26 protein-coding genes are annotated in these 24,988 nt (G+C 58.7%); 15 read left to right on the forward strand and 11 right to left on the reverse strand.

Features of this window, described 5'->3' with window-relative positions; translation table 11 throughout:
• Positions 1 to 185: 185 nt before the first annotated feature.
• A complete protein-coding gene (locus tag ASE98_RS19845) occupies positions 186 to 1,562 on the reverse strand; it encodes an L-serine ammonia-lyase (protein WP_060543030.1) in 1,377 nt (458 codons plus the stop codon).
• 135 nt (positions 1,563 to 1,697) lie between these two features.
• Between ASE98_RS19845 and ASE98_RS19850 the strand changes: the two genes are divergently transcribed.
• Complete coding sequence (locus ASE98_RS19850; protein ID WP_060543031.1) at positions 1,698 to 2,645, forward strand: LysR substrate-binding domain-containing protein; 948 nt, start codon at positions 1,698 to 1,700, stop codon at positions 2,643 to 2,645.
• Between the two features lie 213 nt (positions 2,646 to 2,858).
• The gene (locus ASE98_RS19855) at positions 2,859 to 3,266 is read left to right on the forward strand and encodes an HPF/RaiA family ribosome-associated protein (protein WP_060543032.1); all 408 of its coding nucleotides are present in this window, start codon (positions 2,859 to 2,861) and stop codon (positions 3,264 to 3,266) included.
• A 113-nt stretch (positions 3,267 to 3,379) separates the two neighbouring features.
• Here the strand turns inward: ASE98_RS19855 and ASE98_RS19860 are convergent, their stop codons facing one another.
• Positions 3,380 to 4,255 (reverse strand): AraC family transcriptional regulator, encoded by an 876-nt coding sequence (locus ASE98_RS19860; protein WP_060543033.1) that lies wholly within the window; start codon positions 4,253 to 4,255, stop codon positions 3,380 to 3,382.
• Between the two features lie 138 nt (positions 4,256 to 4,393).
• Between ASE98_RS19860 and ASE98_RS19865 the strand changes: the two genes are divergently transcribed.
• Positions 4,394 to 5,296, forward strand: coding sequence for a DMT family transporter (locus tag ASE98_RS19865; protein ID WP_060543034.1), 903 nt, complete (start codon positions 4,394 to 4,396; stop codon positions 5,294 to 5,296).
• Positions 5,297 to 5,302: 6 nt separating this feature from the next.
• Here ASE98_RS19865 and ASE98_RS19870 read toward each other — a convergent pair whose 3' ends face one another.
• Together ASE98_RS19870 and ASE98_RS19875 are read right to left on the reverse strand one after the other, a co-directional pair.
• Positions 5,303 to 5,812 carry a DUF2165 family protein gene (locus tag ASE98_RS19870; RefSeq protein WP_060543035.1) on the reverse strand — a complete coding sequence of 170 codons (510 nt, stop codon included), beginning with the start codon at positions 5,810 to 5,812 and terminating at the stop codon, positions 5,303 to 5,305.
• Positions 5,813 to 5,994: 182 nt separating this feature from the next.
• On the reverse strand, positions 5,995 to 6,969 hold the full coding sequence (locus ASE98_RS19875) for a 2-hydroxyacid dehydrogenase (RefSeq protein WP_060543036.1): 975 nt from the start codon (positions 6,967 to 6,969) through the stop codon (positions 5,995 to 5,997).
• Between the two features lie 191 nt (positions 6,970 to 7,160).
• Between ASE98_RS19875 and ASE98_RS19880 the strand changes: the two genes are divergently transcribed.
• Entirely contained in the window at positions 7,161 to 7,418 is a 258-nt protein-coding gene (locus tag ASE98_RS19880; protein ID WP_060543037.1) for a hypothetical protein, read from the forward strand.
• Between the two features lie 73 nt (positions 7,419 to 7,491).
• Here the strand turns inward: ASE98_RS19880 and ASE98_RS19885 are convergent, their stop codons facing one another.
• The 4 genes from ASE98_RS19885 to norR all read right to left on the reverse strand — a co-directional run bounded on the left by ASE98_RS19885 (position 7,492) and on the right by norR (position 11,230).
• Complete coding sequence (locus ASE98_RS19885; protein ID WP_060543038.1) at positions 7,492 to 7,818, reverse strand: hypothetical protein; 327 nt, start codon at positions 7,816 to 7,818, stop codon at positions 7,492 to 7,494.
• Positions 7,819 to 7,923: 105 nt separating this feature from the next.
• Positions 7,924 to 8,382, reverse strand: coding sequence for a GNAT family N-acetyltransferase (locus tag ASE98_RS19890; RefSeq protein ID WP_060543039.1), 459 nt, complete (start codon positions 8,380 to 8,382; stop codon positions 7,924 to 7,926).
• Between the two features lie 27 nt (positions 8,383 to 8,409).
• Complete coding sequence (locus ASE98_RS19895; protein ID WP_060543040.1) at positions 8,410 to 9,312, reverse strand: chemotaxis protein CheV; 903 nt, start codon at positions 9,310 to 9,312, stop codon at positions 8,410 to 8,412.
• A 367-nt stretch (positions 9,313 to 9,679) separates the two neighbouring features.
• Positions 9,680 to 11,230: a nitric oxide reductase transcriptional regulator NorR gene (gene norR / locus ASE98_RS19900; protein ID WP_060543041.1), complete on the reverse strand. Its 1,551-nt coding sequence runs from the start codon at positions 11,228 to 11,230 to the stop codon at positions 9,680 to 9,682.
• Between the two features lie 154 nt (positions 11,231 to 11,384).
• On the opposite strand from norR, the gene hmpA reads away from it, so the two are divergent.
• The 10 genes from hmpA (at position 11,385) to ASE98_RS19955 (ending at position 20,674) form a co-directional block, all read left to right on the forward strand.
• The gene (gene hmpA, locus ASE98_RS19905; protein ID WP_060543042.1) at positions 11,385 to 12,566 is read left to right on the forward strand and encodes an NO-inducible flavohemoprotein; all 1,182 of its coding nucleotides are present in this window, start codon (positions 11,385 to 11,387) and stop codon (positions 12,564 to 12,566) included.
• Positions 12,567 to 12,852: 286 nt separating this feature from the next.
• A complete protein-coding gene (locus ASE98_RS19910; RefSeq protein ID WP_060543043.1) occupies positions 12,853 to 13,362 on the forward strand; it encodes a disulfide bond formation protein B in 510 nt (169 codons plus the stop codon).
• An 819-nt stretch (positions 13,363 to 14,181) separates the two neighbouring features.
• Positions 14,182 to 15,117, forward strand: a complete 936-nt coding sequence (gene cyoA / locus ASE98_RS19920; protein WP_060543045.1) for a ubiquinol oxidase subunit II — start codon at positions 14,182 to 14,184, stop codon at positions 15,115 to 15,117.
• Positions 15,118 to 15,120: 3 nt separating this feature from the next.
• The gene (gene cyoB / locus ASE98_RS19925; protein WP_060543046.1) at positions 15,121 to 17,151 is read left to right on the forward strand and encodes a cytochrome o ubiquinol oxidase subunit I; all 2,031 of its coding nucleotides are present in this window, start codon (positions 15,121 to 15,123) and stop codon (positions 17,149 to 17,151) included.
• 3 nt (positions 17,152 to 17,154) lie between these two features.
• The gene (locus ASE98_RS19930) at positions 17,155 to 17,781 is read left to right on the forward strand and encodes a cytochrome o ubiquinol oxidase subunit III (RefSeq protein WP_060543047.1); all 627 of its coding nucleotides are present in this window, start codon (positions 17,155 to 17,157) and stop codon (positions 17,779 to 17,781) included.
• Positions 17,781 to 18,116 carry a cytochrome o ubiquinol oxidase subunit IV gene (gene cyoD, locus ASE98_RS19935; RefSeq protein WP_060543048.1) on the forward strand — a complete coding sequence of 112 codons (336 nt, stop codon included), beginning with the start codon at positions 17,781 to 17,783 and terminating at the stop codon, positions 18,114 to 18,116. Before ASE98_RS19930 ends, cyoD begins: the two co-directional genes overlap by 1 nt.
• Before the next feature lie 11 nt (positions 18,117 to 18,127).
• On the forward strand, positions 18,128 to 19,015 hold the full coding sequence (gene cyoE, locus ASE98_RS19940; protein ID WP_060543049.1) for a heme o synthase: 888 nt from the start codon (positions 18,128 to 18,130) through the stop codon (positions 19,013 to 19,015).
• A 200-nt stretch (positions 19,016 to 19,215) separates the two neighbouring features.
• The gene (locus tag ASE98_RS19945) at positions 19,216 to 19,560 is read left to right on the forward strand and encodes a hypothetical protein (protein ID WP_060543050.1); all 345 of its coding nucleotides are present in this window, start codon (positions 19,216 to 19,218) and stop codon (positions 19,558 to 19,560) included.
• Complete coding sequence (locus tag ASE98_RS19950) at positions 19,557 to 19,871, forward strand: helix-turn-helix domain-containing protein (protein WP_060543051.1); 315 nt, start codon at positions 19,557 to 19,559, stop codon at positions 19,869 to 19,871. Before ASE98_RS19945 ends, ASE98_RS19950 begins: the two co-directional genes overlap by 4 nt.
• Before the next feature lie 308 nt (positions 19,872 to 20,179).
• A complete protein-coding gene (locus ASE98_RS19955) occupies positions 20,180 to 20,674 on the forward strand; it encodes a RidA family protein (RefSeq protein WP_060543052.1) in 495 nt (164 codons plus the stop codon).
• A gap of 290 nt (positions 20,675 to 20,964) precedes the next feature.
• Here the strand turns inward: ASE98_RS19955 and ASE98_RS19960 are convergent, their stop codons facing one another.
• The 3 genes from ASE98_RS19960 to ASE98_RS19970 form a co-directional block, all read right to left on the reverse strand.
• Entirely contained in the window at positions 20,965 to 21,669 is a 705-nt protein-coding gene (locus ASE98_RS19960; protein ID WP_060543053.1) for a hypothetical protein, read from the reverse strand.
• A 314-nt stretch (positions 21,670 to 21,983) separates the two neighbouring features.
• Complete coding sequence (locus ASE98_RS19965) at positions 21,984 to 23,504, reverse strand: sensor histidine kinase (RefSeq protein WP_060543054.1); 1,521 nt, start codon at positions 23,502 to 23,504, stop codon at positions 21,984 to 21,986.
• A complete protein-coding gene (locus ASE98_RS19970) occupies positions 23,501 to 24,220 on the reverse strand; it encodes a response regulator transcription factor (protein WP_060543055.1) in 720 nt (239 codons plus the stop codon). The genes ASE98_RS19965 and ASE98_RS19970 overlap by 4 nt, the downstream gene beginning before the upstream one ends.
• A gap of 186 nt (positions 24,221 to 24,406) precedes the next feature.
• On the opposite strand from ASE98_RS19970, the gene msrB reads away from it, so the two are divergent.
• Positions 24,407 to 24,925: a peptide-methionine (R)-S-oxide reductase MsrB gene (msrB, locus tag ASE98_RS19975; protein WP_060543056.1), complete on the forward strand. Its 519-nt coding sequence runs from the start codon at positions 24,407 to 24,409 to the stop codon at positions 24,923 to 24,925.
• The last annotated feature ends 63 nt before the right edge of the window (positions 24,926 to 24,988 follow it).

Here is a 24,988-nt window from a genome sequence, read left to right on the forward strand (position 1 = left end):
ACCATCGGCCATCGCCATCATCATTTCTGTGGAGCAGCCTGCGGCAGCTCTTCCAGCATGTAGCAAGGCGCGTGCCGGAAGAATTTTCGAACAATAAACACTGGAAATAGAAGGCGCGCACGAGGCCCGCCTGCTTTCTGCCCGCCCGATTCAGGGCAGTAAACAGCGGTATGCCACCAAAGCGGTCAGCACTCCACCCAGTTCACCGCCAGGCCGCCTCGGGAAGTTTCCTTGTATTTGTCATGCATGTCGGCGCCGGTATCACGCATGGTACGGATGACCCGGTCCAGGGAAATGAAGTGCTTGCCGTCGCCGCGCAGGGCCATCTGCGTGGCATTGATTGCCTTCACCGCAGCGATCGCGTTGCGCTCGATGCACGGTACCTGCACCAACCCGCCGACCGGGTCGCAGGTCAGGCCGAGGTTATGTTCCAGGCCGATTTCGGCGGCGTTCTCCAATTGCTCAGGCGTGGCGCCGAGCACTTCTGCAAGTCCGGCGGCAGCCATGGCGCAGGCGGAGCCGACTTCGCCCTGGCATCCGACTTCGGCGCCGGAGATCGACGCATTTTTCTTGCACAGAATGCCGACCGCTGCCGCACCCAGGAGGAAGGCAACGACGTCATCGTCCGAGGCATCCGCATTGAATTTCATGTAGTAGTGCAACACCGCCGGAATGATCCCCGCCGCGCCGTTGGTCGGTGCCGTGACCATGCGCCCGCCGGCGGCGTTTTCTTCGTTCACGGCCAGGGCAAACAGGTTGACCCACTCCATCGCCGACAAGGTCGAAGTGATGACATTTGGCTTGCCGATTTCCAGCAGGCTGCGGTGCAGTTTCGCCGCCCGACGAGGAACATTCAGGCCGCCGGGCAGGATGCCTTCGTGACGCAGTCCTTGCTCGACGCACTCGCGCATTACCGACCAGATGTGCAGCAGGCCTTGGCGGATCTGCACCTCGCTGCGCCATGCGCGTTCGTTGGCCATCATCAGTTCGCCAACTCGCAGGCCGTGCTGGTTGCATAGCTTGAGCAATTCAGCAGCGCTGGAAAAATCGTACGGCAATTCGACTTCATTGCCCGGCGCCTTGCCTGAGGCCGCCTCGGCCGCTTCGATAATGAAACCACCGCCCACCGAGTAATAGGTTTGCTCGAACAGTTCCCCGGTTTCGCCGAAGGCTGTCAGCGACATGGCATTGGGGTGGTAGGGCAGGCTCTCGTCGAGCAGCAGGAGATCGCGTTGCCAGTTGAAGGCAATGGTTGCCTGGCCTGCCAGATAAAGTTCGCCCGTTTCGCGCAGGGCCTGGATGCGCCCGTCGATGGTGCCAGGATCTATGCTGTCCGGCCATTCGCCCATCAAGCCCATGACACAGGCACGGTCTGTCGCGTGGCCGACGCCGGTTGCCGACAGGGAGCCGTAGAGGCGGATTTGTACCCGTCGCACGTCGGCCAGAAATCCTTGATCTATCAGGGCTTGGGCAAAGGTTGCGGCAGCACGCATTGGGCCCACGGTGTGGGAACTGGACGGACCGATGCCGACTTTGAATAGATCGAAAACACTGATAGCCATGCTAAACCCTATACAAGCAATGGAAGAGGAATCGCTGCCATTTGTGTAGGACAAGCGCAATTTCGGCGATACTGCCTGCCAAGGTCTTCCATGACCAACGACAATTCCTAAGACATCCTTTAGCAGGACTAAACGATGAGCCGTCAATTACACGCCCAGACTTATGTCTGGCTCAACGTGTTTGCCTGTGCCGCGCGACACTTGTCCTTCACCCGCTGTGCCGAAGAACTGCACATCACACCGGGGGCGGTCAGCCAGCAGATCCGTCAACTGGAGGAGCGTCTGGGGTTTCGCCTTTTCCATCGACGGGCCCGTGGGGTGGAGCTGAGCGCTCAAGGACAGCGACTGGCCATTACGGTCAACGAGGCCTATGGCAGCATCGACGCGGAACTGCGGCGGCTGGACGCGGGCATGATCAGCGGGATTTTGCGCGTGCGCTCGATTCCCTCCTTTCTGAGCAAATGGTTGACCCCGCGCCTGCCGCGCCTGCAGCAGCGCTTCCCGGATATCCAGTTGCGCCTGGTGGCCGAGGACAGCAGCGTGCCGTTGCACGAAGGGGACTTCGATCTGGCGATCGATCTGAACGATGGCAGTTACCCGGGCCTGTTATCCACAGCCTTGCTCGATGAGCAGATCTTTCCGGTGTGCGCGCCGAGTCTGTTGCGTGGCCGCCCACCGCTGCACGGCCCTGCCGACCTGATGCATTTTCCCTTGTTGCACGACATCACTGCCTGGCGCGGCAGTTACGAGTACGCGGAGTGGGAGTTCTATCTCAATGCCATCGGTTTCGAGGGGGCCGATGTACGGCGCGGACATACCTTCAACCGCAATCACCTGACGATCGAAGCGGCCATCGCCGGGATGGGCGTGGCGATTGCCCGGCGAACGCTGCTCAATGATGAGCTGGAGCGCGGCGCGTTGATCGTGCCGTTTGGCCTGGCGGTACCCAACCACAAACGTTACATGCTGCTGTATGCCCCGGGGGCACTGAGCCATCCGGGCGTGCGCGCGGTGCATGACTGGCTGGTAGAGGAGGCGGGGGTTTTTCGCGGTCTGCACCCGTTGGGCGAGCAGCAGATGTGAGGATTTCGCATCAACAAGTGGTGCGACCCAACTCCCGACCTTAGCAGCGCTTTTGCCCTTTGTCCGGCTTTTTTTGCGTATGAATATTTATCTTTTTTCAGGGGTTGAAATGTTCAGCGTACAGACCGATTGTGTAAGTAAGAGGTCACGGTGATGACGCCCAAGGGCTAACTGACCGGCCTCTCGCGAGCTAGCTGAAATAAGGGATGAACTATGCAAATCCAAGTCAATAGCGATAACCATATTCAAGGCAGTAAACGACTGGAGGAGTGGGTACGTACTACCATTGAGAGCACGCTCGAACGTTACGAAGAGGATCTGACCCGGGTTGAGGTTCACCTGCGGGACGAGAACGGCGACAAGCCCGGTCCTCACGATATGCGCTGCCAGCTGGAAGCGCGGCCAAAAGGCCATCAACCGATTTCCGTCACCCATAAAGCCTCCACCATGGAGCAGGCGATCGACGGCGCGGCGACCAAACTCGAACATGCGCTGGAACATATGTTCGGCAAATTACGCGGCAAGCGAGCTAGTGTGGTGCCCATCGAGAGTGGCGCCCATGCCGATCAGCTGCTGGAAGAAGAGTTTCTGGAGAACGAGCAGGCTGCGCTTAACGGCTGACAGCTGATTCATTTTACCTTCCCCCAGTCTTTCACCTGAAAACAACGGGCCTGCAATCGCAGGCCCGTTTTGTTTGTACCGCGTTGCGGGCGATTCGAACAAGCAATTGCGGGTTAACGCACAAACGCCTGCCGATATTCCCCCGGAGCCGCGCCCAGAGCCTGACGAAACCGGTTGGTAAAATGACTGGCACTGGAGAATCCGCAGGCCAGGGCAATATCTCCCAGCGGCTGCACTGTTGTGCGCAGCAAATCCCGCGCCCGGCTCAAGCGTCGCGCCAACACATACTGGTGCGGCGGCAAGCCGAAGCTTTCGCGGAACATTCGCGCAAAGTGGTATTCCGATAGCGCGCACAGCGCGGCCAACTGGCCCAGGCTGAGAGCTTCAGCCAGTTGGCTGTCGATAAACTCAATCAAGTGCCGACGCTGGTGTGCGGCCAGGCCACCCTTGAGGCGCAGACCTTGACGCACGCCGACCTGGCTGAGCAGGGCATGACTGAGCATTTCATGAGCCAGGCTGCTGGTTAGCAGGCGCTCCGCCGGTTCGTCCCAGTTGAGGGCGATCAACTGCCGAAAACGTAATGCCTGTTGAGGGTCCTCCAGAAAGGTTTGCTCACGAAGTTGTACCTCACGCGGTTCGCGATCGAGCAGGGTGACGCAGCCAAGGGCAAACTGTTGTGGGCTGAAATACAGGTGAGCCAGGCGAATGTCGCCGTTGATCACCCAGCCTGACTGGTGGTCGGCGGGCAGGATGCACAGCTTGTCCGGGGCGCCCTTTTTGCCGGGCTGGTCGCGGCGAAAGGTGCCGGTGCCTCCGGAGAGGTAGCAGGACAGGGTGTGGTGGCTGGGAGCTTCGTAATCCCTGGCATCGTGATGATTGCTCCACAAGGCTGCGGACAAGCCGTCACCGAGCTCGGCACTGTGCTCGAGACGAGCATTCGGCGAACTGTTGAGGGCTTGAAAGACTTGCAAGGTGTCCAGTGCGGCCATGATCGGTTCTCTCCAACGCCTTGCATCCTACTCTGTAGTCGATCACCTGCCAGCCCGTCACCTGACAAATGCGCAAGATTATGCAAGTGCGCCCAAGCCCATCGCAGGACACTGGGCTCCTATTGAGGAGCCTGTGTCATGAACCTTTCTTTGTACCTGTTGACCGTCTTGATCTGGGGCACCACCTGGATCGCCTTGAAATGGCAGCTGGGTGTGGTGGCCATTCCGGTGTCGATCGTCTATCGCTTCGGCCTCGCCGCGCTGGTGCTGTTCGTGATGCTGCTGCTAAGCCGGCGCCTGCAAGTGATGAACCGGCGTGGGCATTTGATTTGTCTGGCCCAGGGGCTGTGCCTGTTTTGCGTCAACTTCATGTGCTTTCTCACCGCCAGCCAGTGGATTCCCAGTGGCCTGGTGGCCGTGGTGTTTTCCACCGCCACACTATGGAACGCTCTTAATGCGCGGGTGTTTTTCGGCCAGAGAATTGCACGCAACGTACTGATGGGCGGTGCCTTGGGTCTGCTGGGCCTTGGGTTACTGTTCTGGCCGGAACTGGCAGGGCACACCGCCAGCCCTGAAACTCTTCTGGGGCTCGGCCTGGCACTGTGTGGCACCTTGTGCTTCTCGGCAGGCAACATTTTGTCGAGCCTGCAGCAGAAGGCGGGCCTCAAGCCGCTCACTACCAACGCCTGGGGGATGGCCTACGGCGCGGCGATGCTGTCGGTCTGGTGCCTGGTCAAAGGTATTCCATTCGATATGGAATGGAACACGCGCTACATCGGCTCGTTGCTGTACCTCGTCATTCCGGGATCGGTGATCGGCTTCACGGCCTACCTGACCCTGGTCGGGCGCATGGGGCCTGAACGTGCCGCCTATTGCACCGTGCTGTTTCCGGTGGTGGCGCTCAATGTCTCGGCATTTGCCGAAGGTTACCAATGGACGGCGCCGGCACTGGTGGGGCTGCTGATGGTGATGTCGGGTAATGTGCTGGTGTTTCGCAAGCCCAGGGCCGGCGTCAATTCCACGGCGGAAAAACTGGCCTGAAACTATTTAACTGTCCCTTGGCAAGGTGAGGAGTATTAATCCCAGGAACATATATTCAATATTGTTTCTGGCCCACTCATAACCGGTATGGTGAGGGGCGAAAGCCATGTCGAACCATTCATTAAGAATGATTGAGTAAAAGGTTTGGTAGGTGAAGATTGCTGTAGCGAAACCTATTATTGCAAATTTTTTTGCTTCATTGAATTCTCTGCGCGGTGCATTGAGCTTGTGCAGGAGTTGAAGGGTGCCCAGTAACAGACAAAAGGTGAAAATTATCTCGAGCGTAATGATGGCCCAGTACAATCGGTGATGAAAAAGGCCCGAGGTAACGGCCCTGTGGCGCCTGGAATCGTTGCCTTCGGTATTGGTCATGCTGAGGACATTACCAATGAACTCTGCATAGGCAGAGTAGTCGGTGAAGTTGTTGGCAAGAGTAGTTAGTCCGAATAGTGTCGCCATGAAAACAATTAAAACTTTGCTTCGCCTTATCACGTAGGCGCTGGTGAAATGGTGCATGTTGTGTGCTCCGAATATGCGGCGATGGATTTATCGATGTTCGGAGTTTATAGGGCTTTAGAAGGGAGGGGCCAAGGGGTGCTTTGCAAGTTATGTCTCTAACTGTGTTGTGCACAGTGGTTGGTTGAGGTTGTTTATTGATTTGTAAAGTGGCACGTCCAGCAGGACGTGCCTTCGTTCAATCAGCCTTTCCACACTTGCGGATTAACCAGATCCTGCGGTCGTTCGCCCAGCAAGGCGCTGCGCAGGTTAGTCAGGGCACGGTTGGCCATGGCATCGCGGGTTTCATGGGTGGCCGAGCCGATGTGGGGTAAGGTTACGGCGTTTTTCAGCTGAAACAGAGGCGACTCGGTCAGCGGCTCCTTTTCATAGACGTCAAGCCCGGCGCCACGGATCCGGTTGTTTTGCAGCGCTTCAATCAGGGCCGGTTCATCCACTACAGGCCCACGGGAAATGTTCACCAGAATGGCGCTCGGCTTCATTAGCGCGAGTTCACGATGGCTGATCAGATGTCGGGTCTTTTCGCTGAGGGGTACAACCAGGCAGACGAAGTCGGCCTCGGCCAGCAGTTGATCGAGGCTGCGAAATTGCGCGCCGAGTTCCTGCTCCAGTTCGGTCTTGCGGCTGTTACCGCTGTAAATGACCGGCATGTTGAAGCCCAGGCGACCGCGTCGGGCAATGGCCGCACCAATGTTGCCCATGCCGACGATGCCCAGGGTCTTGCCGTGCACATCACAACCGAACAGCGGTGCGCCGAGGGTCGCTTGCCATTGGCCGGCCTTGGTCCAGGCATCGAGTTCCGCGACGCGACGGGCGCTGCTCATCAAGAGTGCGAAGGCAAGATCCGCAGTGCTTTCGGTGAGCACGTCGGGCGTGTTGGTGAGCATGATCCCGCGTTCATTGAAGTACGCCAGATCGTAGTTGTCGTAGCCCACCGAGACACTGGAAACCACTTCCAGGCGGGTAGCGTTTTCCAGCTGAGTGCGACCGAGTTTGCGACCCACGCCGATCAGGCCATGGGCATTAGGCAGGGCTTCGTTGAATTGAGCGTTGATGTCACCGTTTTTCGGATTCGGCACGATGACGTCGAAGTCTTGTTGCAGGCGTTCGACCATTTCGGGAGTGACGCGGCTGAAAGCCAGGACGGTCTTTTTCATGAGGCGGGCTCGTCGGGCGGAGAATGCTGAGCACGCTAACATTCGCCCGGCGGCAGCTACAAGCGGCAAGTCACGGTGAAGGGAGCGGCTTTAAACTTGCCGCTAGAGGCTTGTCGCTCACGATCCGTTATACTGGCGCCTTTCGCGGCTCGCTGATCGGGCCCGACATTTATGCACCACCCGGAGCTTTCATGACATCCCCGAAACAACCGCCGGTAGCCGACGCATCCAGCGTCGCCCAGGCAGAGCTGCCAGACAGCGTCGACTCCAGCGCAGACAGCGAAACCGAAGCTGCGATCCCGGCGTTCAAGTTCCCGTTCAAGCCCGGCGAGCTGGCAGCGGCCAAGAACTCCAACCAGCCGTGGTACAAGAACGGCGCCAAGAACGGCCACACCAAGACTCCGGGGATGGCACCTCCCGGGACTCGTCGTTCGATGGGCAAGCGCTAGGTTTCAGGTTGCTCGGTGACTGCGGCGACTAATGCCGCCGCAAATACTGGCATCGAAGCATGTCATGCACCCTTCACTGTGCCTTGGCAGTTGGCCGGATAGAGTCCCATTCGGTGACATACGCGGTTTTGCTCTTTTTGCTGTACAGGCACAGCTCGGTACCTTGCGCGCCTTTCATGTGTTTTTGCGGGTACTGGCCCTGGAGCAGCAGCGCGGTATAACCGACGCGATCATCGAACTGCGCAGGGTTGCCGACGGGGTTGGCATTCTTCAGGCCGCTGGCCTTGGTGCAACTGGCCAGTACTGTCTTGTCGTAGGCGGCCCAGGCGTCAAGGCTGGAGGCGCTGGCCTGATGGGCGAGGGCGGCGATGCAGAGCAGGCTCAGGGTTGCGGCTTTCATGGTTCAGGAGTCCTTGGGCAGGTGCGGTCCAAGGGGTGAGTATGCCTGATGGTGGGATGGTATCTGTAAGGCCGTCATGGCGAGCCTGATCGCGAAGGCGATGTATCAGACCGGCACCGCCTCCCGGCGAACCACGCGCATCCCGACACTTTCATACAATCGCTGCGCCCGTTGATTGTCTTCCAGCACCTTCAAATCCACGAAACCCTCCCGGCGTTGTTGAAACGTCTTGAACGCCTGTAGCAGCAACGCGCGGCCCAAACCTTGTCGTTGAGCCCGCGGATGCACCACCAGATTGTTGATATACGCGCTGGTCCAGCACTGGCACACGGCAACCACGCCCTCGGCGTCCAGAGCAATGAAACACAGGGACGGGTCGTATTCGGGGTCGGTTTCGAACCGCTGTTGCCAGGCGTCCAGCGCCGGAACGCGACCACCACCTTGCCGATGGCCGAGCTCCATCAGTTGGTGCACGGCAGCGGCGAGGGCAGAGTGATATTGAGTCAACTGCACGCCGGCTGGCCAGATGGCTTGCGGCACGACGTCAGTAAGGTCGCGCCGCATCAGCCAGCAAAATTCTCCGGCCAAGACTCAATAACCTTGCTCGGCAACGGCCTTGGCTGCGGTGATCAGGCACTGGGTCAACTCGGGTGAAGAAAACTTGGTCAGTACCGCATTCGCCCCGGCCACGCGCGCTTTCTCTGCGTTCATCGCGCTGTCGAGGGAGGTGTGCAGCAATACATAGAGGTGTGCGAAGTCCGGCGTTTCACGCAGGGTACGGGTAAAGGCGTAACCGTCCATTTCCGACATTTCAATGTCCGAGACAATCAGGTTGATCTGATTGGCGGTGCCTTGCAGGTCCAGCAGGCAGTCGATGGCTTCCTTGGCGCTGCGGGCGGTATGACATTGCAGGCCGAGGTTGCGCAGGGTGTGCACCGACTGTTGCAGTGCGACCTGGCTGTCATCGACTACCAGAATCCGCGCACTGCCGAGCGTCTCGGCGTCCTCCATGCTCAGTTCGGTGGGTGCCATCTCGATCTGCACCGGGGCGATGCCGTGAATGACTTTTTCGATATCCAGCACTTGCACCAGGTTGCCATCGACCGAGGTCACACCGGTGATGTACGAACGCAGGCCGCCGGAACCGAAGGGGGGCGGGCGGATGTCGGTGGTCAGGCAATGGATGATCTTGCTGACTGCCTGAACATGCAGCCCCTGCTTGGAGCGACTGACATCGGTGACGATCAGGCAACCGCCGTTCGGGTCCTCCAGCGGGCGCTCACCAATGGCGCGGCTGAGGTCGATCACCGACAGCGACGCTCCGCGCAGGGTGGCGATGCCTTTGACGTGAGGATGCGACTCCGGCAACTTGGTCAGCGGCGGGCAGGGAATGATTTCACTGACCTTGAGCAGGTTGATCGCCATCAGCTTGCCGCTGCGCAAGGTAAACAGCAGAAGCGACAGTGAGTCTGCGCGGGCTTTGGTGGCGGTCATATGAACCTTCTGTTGAGAAAGGTGGCGGGCAATCCCGGGATGGCCAACGGCTATCGATGCCGGGTTATCGACTTGTTGGGGGCAGGCTTTAATGCAATCAGTCTACCTGTGGCAATGGGGCTTTCTGTTGTGAGGGCGCTCGCTGTGGTCACGACGCCTTCTGTGGTCAGGGAGCCTTCTGTGGTCAGGGAGCCTTCTGTGGCGAGGGGGCTTGCCCCCGTCGGAGTGCGAAGCGCTCCCCAGCCTTTGCGACCGCTTCGCGGTCGAACGGGGGCAAGCCCCCTCGCCACAGAAAGCCCCAATTCCCAGCAAGCCCCGTTCCACAGCAACCCCCATTCCACAGCATGCCCTCTTGCCACAGGGGGATTCATTTCATCCCCAAGCGCTTGGCCATGCGCCCCAGGTTCGCGCGATCCAGGCCTAGTTCACGCGCGGCACTAGCCCAGTTGTTGTGATGCCGTTCCAGGCACGCGGCGATCACTTGGCGTTGATAGTTCTCGGTGGCCTCGCGCAAGTCTCCCGTTACCAGCGTCATCGCAGGCGCTGCAGGCTGCTGTGCGGTGACTTCAACGCTGCCATTGGGCAAGTCCAGATCCGCGGCGCTCAGGCTTAGAATCTTCGGTCTCTCCTTACAGTTACCCAGCGCTTTGAGGGCGCTGCGGCCGATCAGGTGTTCCAGTTCGCGAACATTGCCCGGCCAGTCATAGGCAAGCAGTGCGTTTTGCGCATCACTACCCAGGCGCAGACTGTTGAGGCCCATGCGCGAACGATTCTGCTCCAGGAAATAACCGCTGAGCAGCAACACGTCACGCCCGCGATCGCGCAGCGCCGGCACCAGCAACGGGTAGACGCTGAGGCGGTGATAAAAGTCGGCACGATAACGGCCGCTGCGCACTTCCTCGGCCAGGTCGCGGTTAGTTGCCGCGATCAGGCGGACGTCGACCTGATGCTCCTTGTCCGAACCCAGTCGCTGCAGTTGGCCGCTTTGCAGCACGCGCAACAGCTTGGCCTGCACGGTCAATGACAATTCGCCGACTTCATCGAGAAACAGCGTGCCGCCATTGGCCAGTTCGAACTTGCCGCGCCGGTCGTTCATCGCCCCGGTAAAGGCACCGCGCACATGGCCGAACAGCTCGCTCTCCACCAGAGTGTCCGGCAGCGCGGCACAGTTGAGGCTGATGATCGGTTTGTCGGCGCGGGCCGAGGCGGCGTGAATGGCCTGGGCCACCAACTCCTTGCCCACCCCGGTTTCCCCGGTGATCAGCACGGTCAGATCGCTGCCGCCGACCAGATTGATTTCTTCCACCAGCCGTTTGTGGGCCTTGCTCTGGCCGATCATCTCGCGGCTCTGCTGGCCGCTGGCCTGGCGGTACACCTCGGCGCGCTGGTGTTCGTCTTCGGCGCGATTGGCCAGGCGTTCGATGCGCTCGGCGGCGTTGACCGTGGCGGCGGCGAGGCTGGCGAAGGCTTGCAGAGCGTCCAGTTCGATCGGTTCGAAGCGCTCCGGGTCGAGGGCATCGAGGGTCAGCAGGCCCCATGGACGCTCGTCGATAAACAGTGGGCAACCCATGCAATCATGCACTTCCAGATGATCATCCAGGCCATCGACCAGACCGTCATAAGGGTCGGGCAACTCGCTGTCGGCAGCGAAGCGCGTCGGCCCAGGGCTGCCGAGCAGTGCCTGGAAGCGCGGATGTTCGCTGACTTTGAAGCGCCGGCCGAGGGTGTCGGTGCTCAAGCCATCGACGGCCAGCGGCACCAGCCATTCGCCATCGAGACGCAGCAGCGCGGCAGCATCGCATGGCAGCAGGGCGCGCATGGCTTCGAGCAAGCGGCGATAGCGCTCGCCTTCGGGGAGTTCACGGGACAGGTCAGAGACCAGAGGCAGCAGTGCGGTCAGCAGGGATTTTGCAGTCATAGTGACTCCATGTAGTCGGTATGACTATAAAGCAGTCTGTGTCTAAATGACTATATTGATACTAAGCTTTTGATTTTAAACAGTAAAATAGTTGGCACGGAAGCTGATAAGTATAGGGCAATCAGTTAGCAATCAAGAAACCTGGAGTCACTTTATGCTGAGCGCCCAAGACCGTGCCATCGTCAAATCCACTGTCCCGCTGCTGGAAAGCGGTGGCGAAGCGTTGATCACGCACTTTTACCGCATGATGCTCTGCGAATACCCTGAAGTGCGCCCATTGTTCAATCAGGCCCACCAGGTTAGCGGTGATCAGCCGCGCGCCCTGGCCAACGGCGTGCTGATGTATGCGCGCCACATCGATCAGCTCGATCAACTGGGTGATCTGGTGGCCAAGATCATCAACAAGCACGTGGCCCTGCAGATCCAGCCGGAGCATTACCCGATTGTCGGCAGCTGCCTGCTGCGTGCAATCGCCGAAGTGCTGGGCGATGAAATTGCCACGCCGCAAGTGATTGCAGCCTGGGGTGCAGCTTACGGTCAACTGGCCGACATTCTGATCGGTGCCGAAGGCAGCATTTACGACCAGAAAGCGCAGGCACCCGGCGGCTGGCGTGGAGCGCGGGATTTCATCGTTGCAGCCAAGGTCGAGGAAAGCGCGGAAATCACCTCGTTCTACTTCGAGCCGGCTGACAAAGGACCGATTCTCGCTGCTGAACCGGGCCAGTACATCGGCATGAAACTGTTCCTCGATGGAGAGGAAATCCGTCGTAACTATTCACTGTCGGCCTTGGCGAGCAAAGGCCAGTACCGCATCAGCGTCAAGCGCGAAAGCGGTGGCCGCGCCTCCAACTATCTGCACGATCAGTTGCCGGTCGGTGCGAGCATCCAGTTGTTTCCGCCATCGGGTGAGTTTGTCCTGACTGCCAGCGACAAACCCCTGGTATTGATCAGCGGCGGAGTCGGCATCACGCCAACCCTGGCGATGCTCGAAGCGGCATTGCAAACCGAGCGTCCAGTGCATTTCATTCACTGCGCGCGCAACGGCAGCGTTCATGCGTTCCGCGACTGGATCGACGGGCTGGCCGAGCGTCATCCGCAACTCAAGCGCTTCTATTGCTATGCCGAGGATGACGGTGTGAGCCCGGCGGCGCACAAGGTTGGATTGCTGAGCCAGCAACAGTTGAACGAATGGTTGCCGCAAGAGCGCGATGTGGATGCGTACTTCCTCGGGCCGAAGGGCTTCATGGGCGCGATCAAGCGCCACCTCAAGGCCTTGGGTGTGCCGGAGAAACAGAGCCGTTACGAGTTCTTCGGGCCGGCTTCGGCGCTGGAGTAAGTAGCGAGGTGACTCGGGGTTCGAGTCGCCAGCTTCGCGAGCAAGCCCGCTCCCACACTGATCGCGGTGAACACAAAGTTTTGTGTCCGGCGTCAATCCAATGTGGGAGCGGGCTTGCTCGCGAATGCCGCACCGCGTTTTCAACTTGTGAAAAACCTTTGAAAGTTAATCCCTTCTTAACCCGCTTATCGTCTATTCCCCCAAATCCCCCGACACGCTCCAGGCTCTCAAAGGTCATGGCCAGCGTGTAGACTGGCGGGCAATCGATATATTGAAGGGAAACGCGATGAGCGAGGAAACCATGCGGTTGGGGCGTGAACGACGCTATCTGGTGTTGCTGGGCATCATTTGCCTGGCACTGATCGGTGGCGCGTTGTACATGCAGATTGTGTTGGGCGAGGCGCCTTGCCCGCTGTGCATCCTGCAACGGTACGCATTGCTGCTGATCGCCATTTTTGCCTTCGTCGGCGCCGCCATGCGTTCGCGCCGCAGCATCACGATTTTTGAAACCCTGGTGGTGATTTGCGCTCTGGCGGGTGTCGCAGTGGCCGGGCATCACGTTTATACGCAGTTCTATCCGGCGATCAGTTGTGGCATCGATGTGCTGCAACCGATAGTCGACGGCCTGCCGCTGGCGAAGATCTTCCCGCTGGGTTTCCAGGTCGACGGCTTCTGCTCCACGCCCTATCCACCCATCCTCGGTTTGTCGCTGGCGCAGTGGGCACTGTTGGCCTTCGTGCTGATCGTGATTCTGGTGCCGCTACTGACCTCGCGTAACCGTAAAGCGCTGCGCTGAGTTCATCTGCCGGCAGCCATTGTCGGACAAAAAAACGCCCCGGTCCTCGATGAGAGGAGCGGGGCGTTTTTGCATTTCACATGCCCGGTAAAAAGACCGTGATGCGTGACAGTCAGGGGTGCGACACGTGTGCGACACGTTGTCACAGCGAAAAGGTCGCAGGTCATTTCATGAAGCCGGATCAGCAGGTGATCGAGTCACCCAATCAGCCTGTTCCGGCCGTTGCCGACTTCCACCACGTCGAGCTGGAACAGGCAGTTTTAACAAGGTCTGGCGAATGGCCAGAGCCCTTGTCATATCGGGCTTGCGGCAAGGTCGAGGGCAATGGAAGTTGCGTCGATACTGTCTGAAATGCCGGGGGTAGACCTACTTATTTTGGTGTTTTTGTTGAGAATTTATTTCGATAAGATGCGCGACTTTTACGAGATCGGCGAATGATTGTTGCCGCTTCGGATAAAAATTATTTCGGGATGAGACATGGTTTATAAAACGCTACATATCTACAATCGCCCGCACTGAATTCCCGGCACTGCTCAATCCTTGATCAGGTACTGAGCGGGACAGGGTGTCGAGAGCTTCACGCGACCCCCGGTGTCGGTGCCGCCAACTACCCGCACCAAATGGAATTGGTCTGTAACAAGGCCTTTGACCACGAATTCGAATAAGAACTCAACGCAGGCCCAGGATTTGTCGAAACGCGTCTGACGCCACGACGGGCAGGCCCTTATTCAATCCAAGAAAAATGCCAACCCTTGGCAGGGTGAAGTGTTGGCGATCAAAACCCAACTGCATTGCGCAAGCTGCTTTAGAGGTCGTGAGATGAGTAAAAACAGGTACCCCAGACTACTAGGCTTATTGCCGCTGATCGGCACGTTGCTGCTGTCAGGCTGCAACATGACCTTGCTCAATCCCAAGGGCCAGGTTGGTCTGGACGAGCGAAACCTGATCATCACCGCAACGCTGCTGATGCTGTTGGTCGTGGTTCCGGTCATTGTCATGACCTTCCTGTTCGCCTGGAAATATCGCGCGTCCAACACCAGCGCTACCTACACGCCGAAATGGAACCACTCCACCAAGATCGAGATCGCGGTGTGGGCTGTTCCGGTACTGATCATCATTGCCCTGGGTTACGTCACCTACAAGTCGACCCACGCCCTTGACCCGTACAAGCCACTGGAATCCGACGTCAAGCCTGTGACCATCGAAGTGGTCGCGCTGGACTGGAAGTGGCTGTTCATCTACCCGGAACAAGGCATCGCCACGGTCAACAAGATCGTGTTCCCGGCGCACACCCCGATCAACTTCAAGATCACTTCCGACGCCGTGATGAACTCGTTCTTCATCCCTGCTCTGGGTGGCCAGATCTACGCGATGGCGGGCATGCAGACCAAGCTGCACCTGATCGCCAACGAAAACGCTGAAATGGACGGCATCTCCGCCAACTACAGCGGCGCCGGTTTCACCGGTATGAAATTCAAAGCGATCGCAACTTCCCAGGAAGATTTCGACGCCTGGGTCAGTGAAGTCAAAAAGGCACCTAAACAGCTTGAACAAGCTGAATACGCAGCCCTTGCCAAGCAGAGCCAGAACAACCCAGTCGAGCTCTACTCCTCGGTCACACCGAACCTGTTCCAGACCATCGTCGACAAGTACGAAGGCATGAAACCAGGTCCGAAAGTGAAGCACGAGAAGAAAGAGAAAGAAGTGGCCGCTACGGACATGGATTCGCATTCAGCTGCCGGGGCAGAGGAGTAAACGATGTTTGGTAAATTAAGTTGGGAAGCGGTCCCGTTCCACGAGCCGATCGTGATGGTGACCATCGCCATGATCGCGCTGGGTGGTCTGGCACTGTTTGCAGGTATCACTTATTTCAAGAAGTGGACCTACCTGTGGACCGAGTGGCTGACGTCGGTCGACCACAAGAAAATCGGCGTGATGTACATCATCGTCGCCATGGTCATGCTGCTGCGCGGTTTTGCCGACGCCATCATGATGCGTACCCAGTTGGCCATGGCCACCGAGGGTTCGCCTGGCTACCTGCCACCTGAACACTATGACCAGATCTTCACCGCCCACGGTGTGATCATGATCATCTTCATGGCGATGCCATTCTTCACCGGCCTGATGAACCTTGCAGTGCCGCTGCAGATCGGCGCGCGTGACGTTGCCTACCCGTTCCTGAACTCCCTGAGCTTCTGGCTGCTGGTTTCCGGCGTGGTGCTGATCAACCTGTCCCTGGGCGTCGGCGAATTCGCCAAGACCGGCTGGGTTGCCTATCCACCGCTGTCGGGTCTGCAATACAGCCCTGGCGTGGGGATGGACTACTACATCTGGGCGCTACAGCTATCGGGTCTGGGGACAACGCTGACGGGGGTCAACTTCCTGGCCACCGTGCTGAAAATGCGTACCCCTGGCATGAAGCTGATGGACATGCCGATCTTCACCTGGACCTGCACCTGGGCCAACGTCCTGATCGTGGCTTCGTTCCCGATCCTGACCGCTACCCTGGCACTGCTGACGCTTGACCGTTACATGGATTTCCACATTTTCACCAACGAACTTGGTGGCAATCCGATGATGTACGTGAACCTGTTCTGGGCATGGGGTCACCCTGAGGTGTACATCCTGATCCTGCCAGCGTTCGGTATCTTCTCTGAAGTCATCTCGACCTTCACCGGCAAGAAACTGTTCGGCCACCATTCGATGGTCTACGCATCGGGCGCGATCTCGATCCTGGGCTTCATGGTCTGGCTGCACCACTTCTTCACCATGGGTTCGGGTGCCAGCGTCAACGCCTTCTTCGGTCTGGCGACGATGCTGATTTCCATCCCGACGGGTGTGAAACTGTTCAACTGGCTGTTCACCATCTACCAGGGCCGTCTGCGTTTCACCAGCCAGGTGCTGTGGACCCTGGGCTTCATGGTGACCTTCGCCATTGGCGGCATGACCGGCGTACTGCTGGCCATCCCGGGTGCCGACTTCGTACTGCACAACAGCCTGTTCGTGATCGCGCACTTCCACAACGTGATCATCGGCGGCGCAGTATTCGGCTACATCGCAGGCTTCGCGTTCTACTTCCCGAAAGCGTTCGGCTTCAAGCTGCACGAAGGTTGGGGCAAGGCAGCGTTCTGGTTCTGGATCAGCGGCTTTTTCGTCGCGTTCATGCCGCTCTACGCTCTGGGCTTCATGGGCATGACCCGTCGCCTGAACGCCACCACCAACCCTGAGTGGGTGCCGTACCTGTACGTCGCCATGTTCGGTGCGGTGATGATCGCCGTGGGTATCGCTTGCCAGCTGATCCAGCTCTACGTAAGTGTGCGTGACCGCAAGAAGCCAGAGAACATGTGCGAACACGGTGACCCGTGGAATGCTCACACTCTGGAATGGTCGACCTCTTCGCCACCTCCGTTCTACAACTTCGCCGTGCTGCCAAAAGCCGACGTTGTCGACCCGTTCACCGAAGCCAAGGAAAACGGCACTGCGTACAAGGCCCCGGCCAAGTACCAGCCGATCCACATGCCAAACAACACCGCGACCGGTGTGGTCATGGGCGCACTGTTGACCGTGTTCGGCTTCGCGATGATCTGGCACATCTGGTGGCTGGCAATCGCTAGCCTGGCCGGCACCGTGATCTACTTCGTGATCCACGCGGCCCGTGATGATCAAGGCTATATGGTGCCGGTCGACGTGATCGAGCGCATCGAAGCCGAGCAGCACAAGCGTCTGGTAGCAGCCGGGAAAGTCCCAGCCACTGCCACCCGTGTTGAAACCTCGTTGGAACAGGCTTAAACCATGTCGAACTTAGTGACCAATGCTGGACACACCCATGTCGATGGACATGGGCATGATGACCATCACCACGACTCGGGCGAGATGACCGTATTCGGCTTCTGGCTCTACCTGATGACCGACTGCATTCTGTTTGCGTCGATCTTCGCAGCGTACGCGGTACTGGTTAACAACGTAGCGGGTGGCCCGTCGGGCCACGACATCTTCGAACTGCCATACGTACTGGGCGAAACCGCTCTGCTGCTGTTCAGTTCGATCACCTACGGCTTCGCCATGCTGGCGTTGTACAAGGGTAACAAGAAGGCAGTGCTGGGCTGGCTGGGCATGACCTTCCTGCTTGGCGCAGGCTTTATCGGCATGGAGATCAACGAGTTCCACCTGCTGATCTCCGAAGGCTACGGCCCTAGCCGTTCCGGCTTCCTGTCCGCGTTCTTCACCCTGGTCGGTACCCACGGTCTGCACGTGTCCGCGGGTCTGATCTGGATGGGCATCATGATGTACCAGGTCAACAAACATGGCCTGACGTCGACCAACAAGACTCGCCTGAGCTGCCTGAGCCTGTTCTGGCACTTCCTGGACGTGGTCTGGATCTGCGTCTTCACCGTTGTCTACCTGATGGGGACCCTGTAATGGCTAATGCACACTCCCATGACAGCCATGATGCTGGCCACGGCAGCGTAAAGTCTTACGCCATCGGCTTCATCCTGTCGGTGATCCTGACCGTCATCCCGTTTGGCCTGGTGATGTATCCAAGCCTGCCGAAGACCATGACGCTGGCAATCGTTCTGCTGTTCGCGGTAATCCAGGTGGTCGTTCACCTGTATTACTTCCTGCACCTGGACCGTTCCATGGCTCAGCGTAACAACGTGATTGCGTTCGTCTTCACAGCCATTGTGATCGTCCTGCTGGTTGGCCTGTCGTTGTGGATCATGTTCAGCATCCACACGTTCATGATGGCGAAGTGAGGTAAGTCCGCATGTCCCTCAAGCACTTTATCCAAATCACCAAACCGGGGATCATTTTCGGTAACGTGCTTTCTGTGGCAGGCGGATTTTTCCTGGCCTCCAAAGGGCATGTCGATCTGGCCATCTTCCTGGCCGCCATGATCGGCACGTCCCTGGTAGTCGCCTCCGGTTGCGTGTTCAACAACTGCATCGACCGCGACATCGACCTGAAGATGGAGCGCACCAAGAACCGGGTGTTGGTCCAGGGCTTGATCTCCCTGAAACTGGCCCTGATCTACGCGACTGTCCTGGGTGTCGCCGGCGTTGTGTTGTTGTACAAAGTAGCCAATCCGCTGGCTGCTTTGTTCGCGGTCATCGGCTTCGTGATCTACGTCGGCTTCTACAGCCTGTACCTCAAGCGCAAGTCGGTTCACGGCACGCTGGTGGGCAGTCTGTCGGGCGCCATGCCGCCGGTGATCGGCTACGTCGCGGTAAGCAATACCTTCGACATGGCCGCGCTGACCCTGCTGGTGATGTTCAGCCTGTGGCAGATGCCGCATTCCTACGCCATCGCGATCTTCCGCTTCAACGATTACCTGGCCGCATCGATTCCGGTGCTGCCAGTCAAGCGCGGAATCAAGGTGGCCAAGAAGCACATCCTGCTCTACATCCTGGCGTTCCTCGTGGCGACCTTGATGCTGACCTTCAGCGGCTACGCCGGCATGAGCTACCTCGCCGTCGCCGCCGCCATGGGCATGTACTGGCTGTACATGGCCTGGACCGGCTACAAGGCAGTGGATGACACGGTCTGGGCACGCAAGCTGTTCGTGTTCTCGATCTTCACCATTACCGCGTTGAGCGTGATGATGTCCCTGGACTTCAAAGTGCCGGCAGAGCTGTTGCTGACGTACGCGCCTTAAGATTCAGATGCTGCACCGAAAAGCCCCGCCTTCGAGAGAAGCGCGGGGCTTTTTGTTTGGATGTGTCTCGTCCTGAATAAGGTTTGCACCTGTTTCAGGACGAGACAATGCTTTTTAGCAGGTCGAGGTCGTTAGCAGGGTTTGTCAGGAAGATGACTCGCCGGTTGCCTGACTATAAGCATATTGCGTATAGTTAGGCGATGCGAACCGTATTCTTCGAAACCACATCCTTTACTGCCACCGTTGGCAATTATCTGACGGACGATGAGTATCGTGCGCTGCAAACCCGCATGCAGCTCAATCCCCTGGCGGGCGATGTGATGCCTCGCACGGGAGGCTTTCGAAAACTCCGCTGGGCCGATGAGCGTCGAGGAAAAGGCAGGCGAGGTGGCTTGCGGGTTATCTATTATTGGCTTATGAATGATGGCCAGTTCTGGATGTTTGCAATTTATGACAAAGATGAGCTTGAGAATTTGACCGCCGACCAAGAGAAGGTGCTCAAGAAAGCCATAGAAACAGAGTTGAAAAAACGAGGTACCCCATGAAAAAACGCGACCTGTTTGCAGAGTTGATGCAGGGCGTTGATGAGATGGCGGCTCAACGCGAAGGCAAGATTACGTTGCGCAACACGACCGTGGAGGACATTCCGGCTCCTGAGGTGGGGGCGCAGGAAATCGTTGCACTACGGGAAAAGTTGCACATGTCCCAAGCCGTTTTCGCCAAGCGAATTCGCACCAGCCCCAGCACCCTGAGAAACTGGGAACAGCAAAAGTCGAAGCCAAATGCTCAGGCCGCCTTGTTGATCAGGTTGGTGGAGAAATTTCCGGATATGGTTGATCGACTGGCAGTCGTTTGATCAAACCATCGAACAATTGAAAAGCCCCGCCTTCGAGAGAAGCGCGGGGCTTTTTGTTGGTGCAGTGTTTGGGATGGCAAGGCGGTGTCGCCGTTTGCGGAGTTTGACAAGGCCAATGTCTGGCTCGACGCGGCCACCAACAGCGTTCTGGCCCTGGGCTATCGGCCCTTGTTATTGTTGTTGCCATCAGCTTTATGGGTGCTTGGCCGCCGCTCCCTGAGCTTCACGCTGCTGTGTATTGGCGCAGCTGTGTGTTGAACGGGCAAGGGCGAGAATTTTTTGCAGTACTGATCAAGAGGACTGGCTAAATGATTGGGAACATGACCTGCGATGAACGCTTCATCGCCCTGGCCAAGGAATTCGGTTACGACATCTATGGCGAAAACACCGTCGGCGGGCATTACGCACCGCTGATCCGTCACCACGACGAACTCTATATCAGCGGTCTGGTGCCACGCATGAACGGCAAAATTCACTACCCTGGCCGGGTCGGGCTGGATCTGACCCTGACCGATGCGCAAGCGGCAGCCGGCATCAGTGCGCTGCGTGGGCTGGCGCTGATCGTCGATGCGATCGGTTCGCTGGACAAAATCAAATCGCTGATTCGGGTGACGGTGTATGTGAAGTCGACGGCGGATTTTGTCGACCTGAGCGAAGTGGCCAATGGTGCGTCGGATGTATTCAGCCATGTTCTGGGTGAGGCGGGCAAACACACGCGAACGACGGTTGGTGTTTATCAGTTACCGAAGAACGCCGCGATTGAGGTGGACATGATCGCGGCATTGCGTCCATCGGTCTCCTGAACAAGGATGGAATGAATCGCGGGCAATAAAACGCCCCGCACTGGGGCGTCATGCTGTTCACTCAAGCGGGGCACACACCTTGTGGTGAGGGGGCTTGTCGGACCGCCGCACCGCCCCGTTCGGCTGCGGAGCAGCCGCAAGACCAGTACACGCGGTGTATCTGATACGGCTCGGTGGCAGGTTTTGGGGCCGCTTCGCGGCCCAACGGGGCGGTGCGGCGGTCCGACAAGCCCCTCGCCTCAGGTAAGCCTTCCACCGGTGAACTTCAGCAGAATTAATGACGCTTTGGATTATTGCGCGGCGATGCTGTAGCCGGTAAAAGCGGTCTGCTGTTGCAGGGCGGTGATGATGTTCTTGCGGTTGACCGCCAGTTCAGCCCCGGAGTTGTCCAGGAACGTCTCGCCGTCCAGTTCCGCTTCTTCGCCTTCGCCAACGAAGGTAAAGCCGAGGAACTCCAGGGCTTCGCGGTCGACGTTCAAGCGCGAGCGCGGGGTGCGCAACGGCAAGGTGACGCTCACGCCGTCCTTGCTGATGGTGAACACTTCGACTTCTTTCTTGGCCCGTGCGGCTTTGCTTTTGCTGCTGCCAGGGTTGCTGATGGCCTGGTGTGTCTGGTTGAGCACCTTCAGGGCCAGGCCGTAGACGATCTCCTGAAACGCCGGGTCGTCCTTGAAACTGGAAAGGATGCGGCTGATCGGGAACTTGCTGCTCAGGTCTTCCAGAGCTGCGATGTCGGCGGCTTCGGCGTCTTTGAGTTGCTTGAGCTGGCCCATCAGTTCGTAGGCCTTATCGTCGTCGAAGCTGTCATGAGCCTGGCGAATGGCGGCGCGCAGCTCGCGAATCTGGTCGCTTTCGCGAGTGGACTGGAAAGCGTCCAGCACCATCTCGCTGATGGTCTTGGCCTGGGGCACGTGCTGTGAAAGATTGATGGAGTTTTCGTATTCCGCTTTGGACGACAAGGTGACTACGGATTCAGCGGTGTTGGAATCGGACATTGAAATTTCACTACTTCTGTAACTTGAATTGAGGCGAGAAAGCACGGGGGCCTTTTCAGGTCGCCTAATCTATTGGACCGGGGCGGCGTTGTCACGGATCAACAGGTGGCTGGTCATATTTTTGCCTTTCTGTGGGGGTGACCCTGCTCGCGATGGAGGTTAACGATAATGCGTTCATTCTGGATGAGCGCGGTGCCCCTGAGTCCATCGCGAGCCTGCTCGCTCCTACAGTTGATCTGATTTGCCACGGATGTTGTGAGCGACACATGAACCTTGTGGGAGCGAGCCTGCTCGCGATGCAGGTAGCGCGGTCCTCACACCTGATTCGGTACATTGAGGTTCATCGACCGCTGCGCCAATGAAGTGGCCGTTTGCTCATCGATCGGTAACGAAAACCGCAACGTCGCCCCCCGTCCCGGCACATCGATCAACTGAATCTCGCGCCCGTGCAGTTGCAGGATTCGGTGCACGATCCGCAGCCCCAGCCCGCCATCGCGCCGCGCACCACCAATGTTGAATGGCCGCAGGAACAGACCTTCGCGCAGTTCGGGGGCGATGCCGGGGCCGGTGTCGCTGACGGTCACTTCGACGAAAGATCCCTGCGCACGCAAGCTCAGTTCAACTTCTCCGCCCGTAGGGGTATGGCGCAGGGCGTTGTCGAACAGGTTGGTCAGCACTCGTTCGATCAGCCCCAGGTCGGCACAGGCCGCCGACACATTGGCTGCGAAGCAGGCTTTGAGTTCCACCTGGCGGGCTTCGGCGGTGAGCTCGAATTTCTGAAAAATATCCTGCGTCAGATCCGTCAGGGAAAAGCGTTCCAGCACCGGTTGCACGAAACCGTGCTCCAGGCGCACCAGCTCCAGCAGCGACTGCGCCAGCCCCCCGACCTTGCGGCTTTGATCCAGGGCAATGCCCAGATAGCGACGGCGGTCGGCAGGGGACAGCGTGGCGTCCTTGAGCGAAAGGGTTTCCAGATAACCGTGCAGGGAGGCCAGCGGTGTGCGCAGGTCGTGGGAGATGTTTGCCACCAGTTCGCGACGCTCCTGGTCCTGGCGGGTCAGGGTGCGCCATTGCTCGCCGAGGCGTGCCTGCATCTGCCGGAAAGTGGCATCGAGTATGGAAATTTCATCGTGCCCGGCAGTTATTTCCGCAGGGATGGGCAGGGTCGCAGAGGCCGGGACGCCATCGATGTCGAACCGGCTGACGGTTTCGGTCAGGCGGCGCAATGGCCGGGTGATCAGGGCAAACGCGGCAAGACCGGCAATCAGGCACAGCAGCGCGACCAGTGCGATGGACAGCAATGCGGTATTGAGTGCCGCGCTGGTCGCACCACGCGCGGCCAGGCGATCGTGATCTTCGCCGAGCAACACCACATACAGATAACCGACCTGCTTGCCATCGACCTTCAACGGCGCGGCGCTGAACACCTTGTGCGCATCGACGCTGCGCGGATCGTCGCCGGGAATCGGCAGGGCTTCGCCCCTGAGCAGGCGCTGGATCGGTGCCAGGTCGACCTGCTCGCGCTGTATCCGGCCTTCAGGCGCGGCGCTGCCGACAATCTTGCCCTGGTTGTCGAGCAGGTACACCTCGACACTCGGGTTGACCAGCATCAGTTGACTGAACAGATCGCGCACGGCATCGGGCATCAGGCCCTGGGTGTTCATCAGAACGGTGTCGTTGGCGATGTGTTGCGCCAGGTCCCGGGACACCCCTTGCACCACTTCCTGTTCATGCATCTGGTTGGAGCGCACCTGCATCCACGCCGAGGTACCGCAACACACCAGCAGCAGCGCGGCGAACACCAGGGACAGGCGTTGCGTCAGGGTCAGCCTCATGGCCGTGGCTCCTCACCGGTGGCGAATTTGTAGCCGCGGCCCCAGACCGTGAGAATGCGCACCGGTTGTGCCGGGTCGGTCTCGATCTTGGCGCGCAGGCGGTTGATGTGGGTGTTGACCGTGTGCTCGTAGCCTTCGTGGCTGTAGCCCCAGACGGCATTGAGCAGGTCCATGCGCGAAAACACCTTGCCGGGCTGGCGGGCGAAAAAGTACAGCAGGTCGAACTCCCGTGGCGTCAGGTCGAGACGACGACCGGCGAGGGACACTTCGCGGGTGATCGGGTCAATGGCCAGGCCGTCGATGATCAGGCCGCCGGCGTCCATCTTAAGGTTGCGCGCCATGGCGTCGACCCGGCGCAACAGGGCTTTGACCCGTGCCACCAGTTCGAGCATGGAGAACGGCTTGGCCAGGTAATCGTCGGCACCCAGTTCGAGGCCGAGAATACGGTGCACCTCGCTGGAGCGCGCACTGGTGATGATGATCGGCGTGTAGCGCGCCATGGCACGGGCACGCCGGCAGATTTCCAGGCCATCGACACCTGGCAGCATCAGGTCGAGGATCAATGCATCCCAGTTACCTTGCTGCAGCAGGCGCATACCTTCGTTGCCATCGGCGCTGTGTATCACTTCGAACTGTTCGTCACGCAGGTGCAGGCAGATCAGGTCGGCGATGTGCAGGTCGTCCTCGACCACGAGGACTCGTTTGGTCTGTTCCATCCAGCTCAATCCTTCGGCGCGATGCACCATTGTGCGAAATACTACCCACAGTAGGGCAGATGCATTGTGCGGGTTTTTCCGGTCCCGAGTTATCACGAATTGTTTAACTTCCCGTGAGGATTTGGCGATCACCCCAAGGCTAGTCTTGGCTCCATGAAACACCCCGTGGGATTCTTGGAGGCAAACATGTTTTCACGACGGCAATTTCTAGTGGCGAGCGGCGGGATGGGGGTTGCAGCCCTGGCGATCGGTGTATTGCCCCAATTTGCCAAAAGCTCAGCGCTGATCAGCGAGGCCGGCGCGCAAGAGGCGTTCGAAGTGAGCCACAGCGACAGCGAATGGCGCAGCATCCTGAGCGACGAGCAATACGAAATCCTCCGTGAAGAAGGCACCGAACGCGCCTACAGCAGCCCGCTGAACAATGAACACCGTGACGGGACGTTCGCTTGTGCCGGTTGCGATCTCCCGCTGTTTTCCTCGGCGACAAAATTCGACAGCCGTACCGGTTGGCCGAGTTTCTGGGCACCGCTGGAAAGGGCCGTGGCAACCCGCCAGGACCGCGCCTTTGGGATGGTGCGTGAAGAAGTGCACTGCCGGCGCTGTGGCGGGCACCTGGGCCATGTCTTCGATGACGGTCCCAAACCCACCGGCTTGCGCTATTGCATGAACGGCCTGGCGATGAAGTTCGAACCCTCGACCATCTGATTTTTTCATCCGGTTTTTTGTCGGTAGCCACCCTCTGGCCATCCAATTCTTCAGGAGTCATGC

Origin of the sequence: Pseudomonas sp. Leaf48 (genome assembly GCF_001421885.1) — a bacterium.
Lineage (GTDB): Bacteria > Pseudomonadota > Gammaproteobacteria > Pseudomonadales > Pseudomonadaceae > Aquipseudomonas.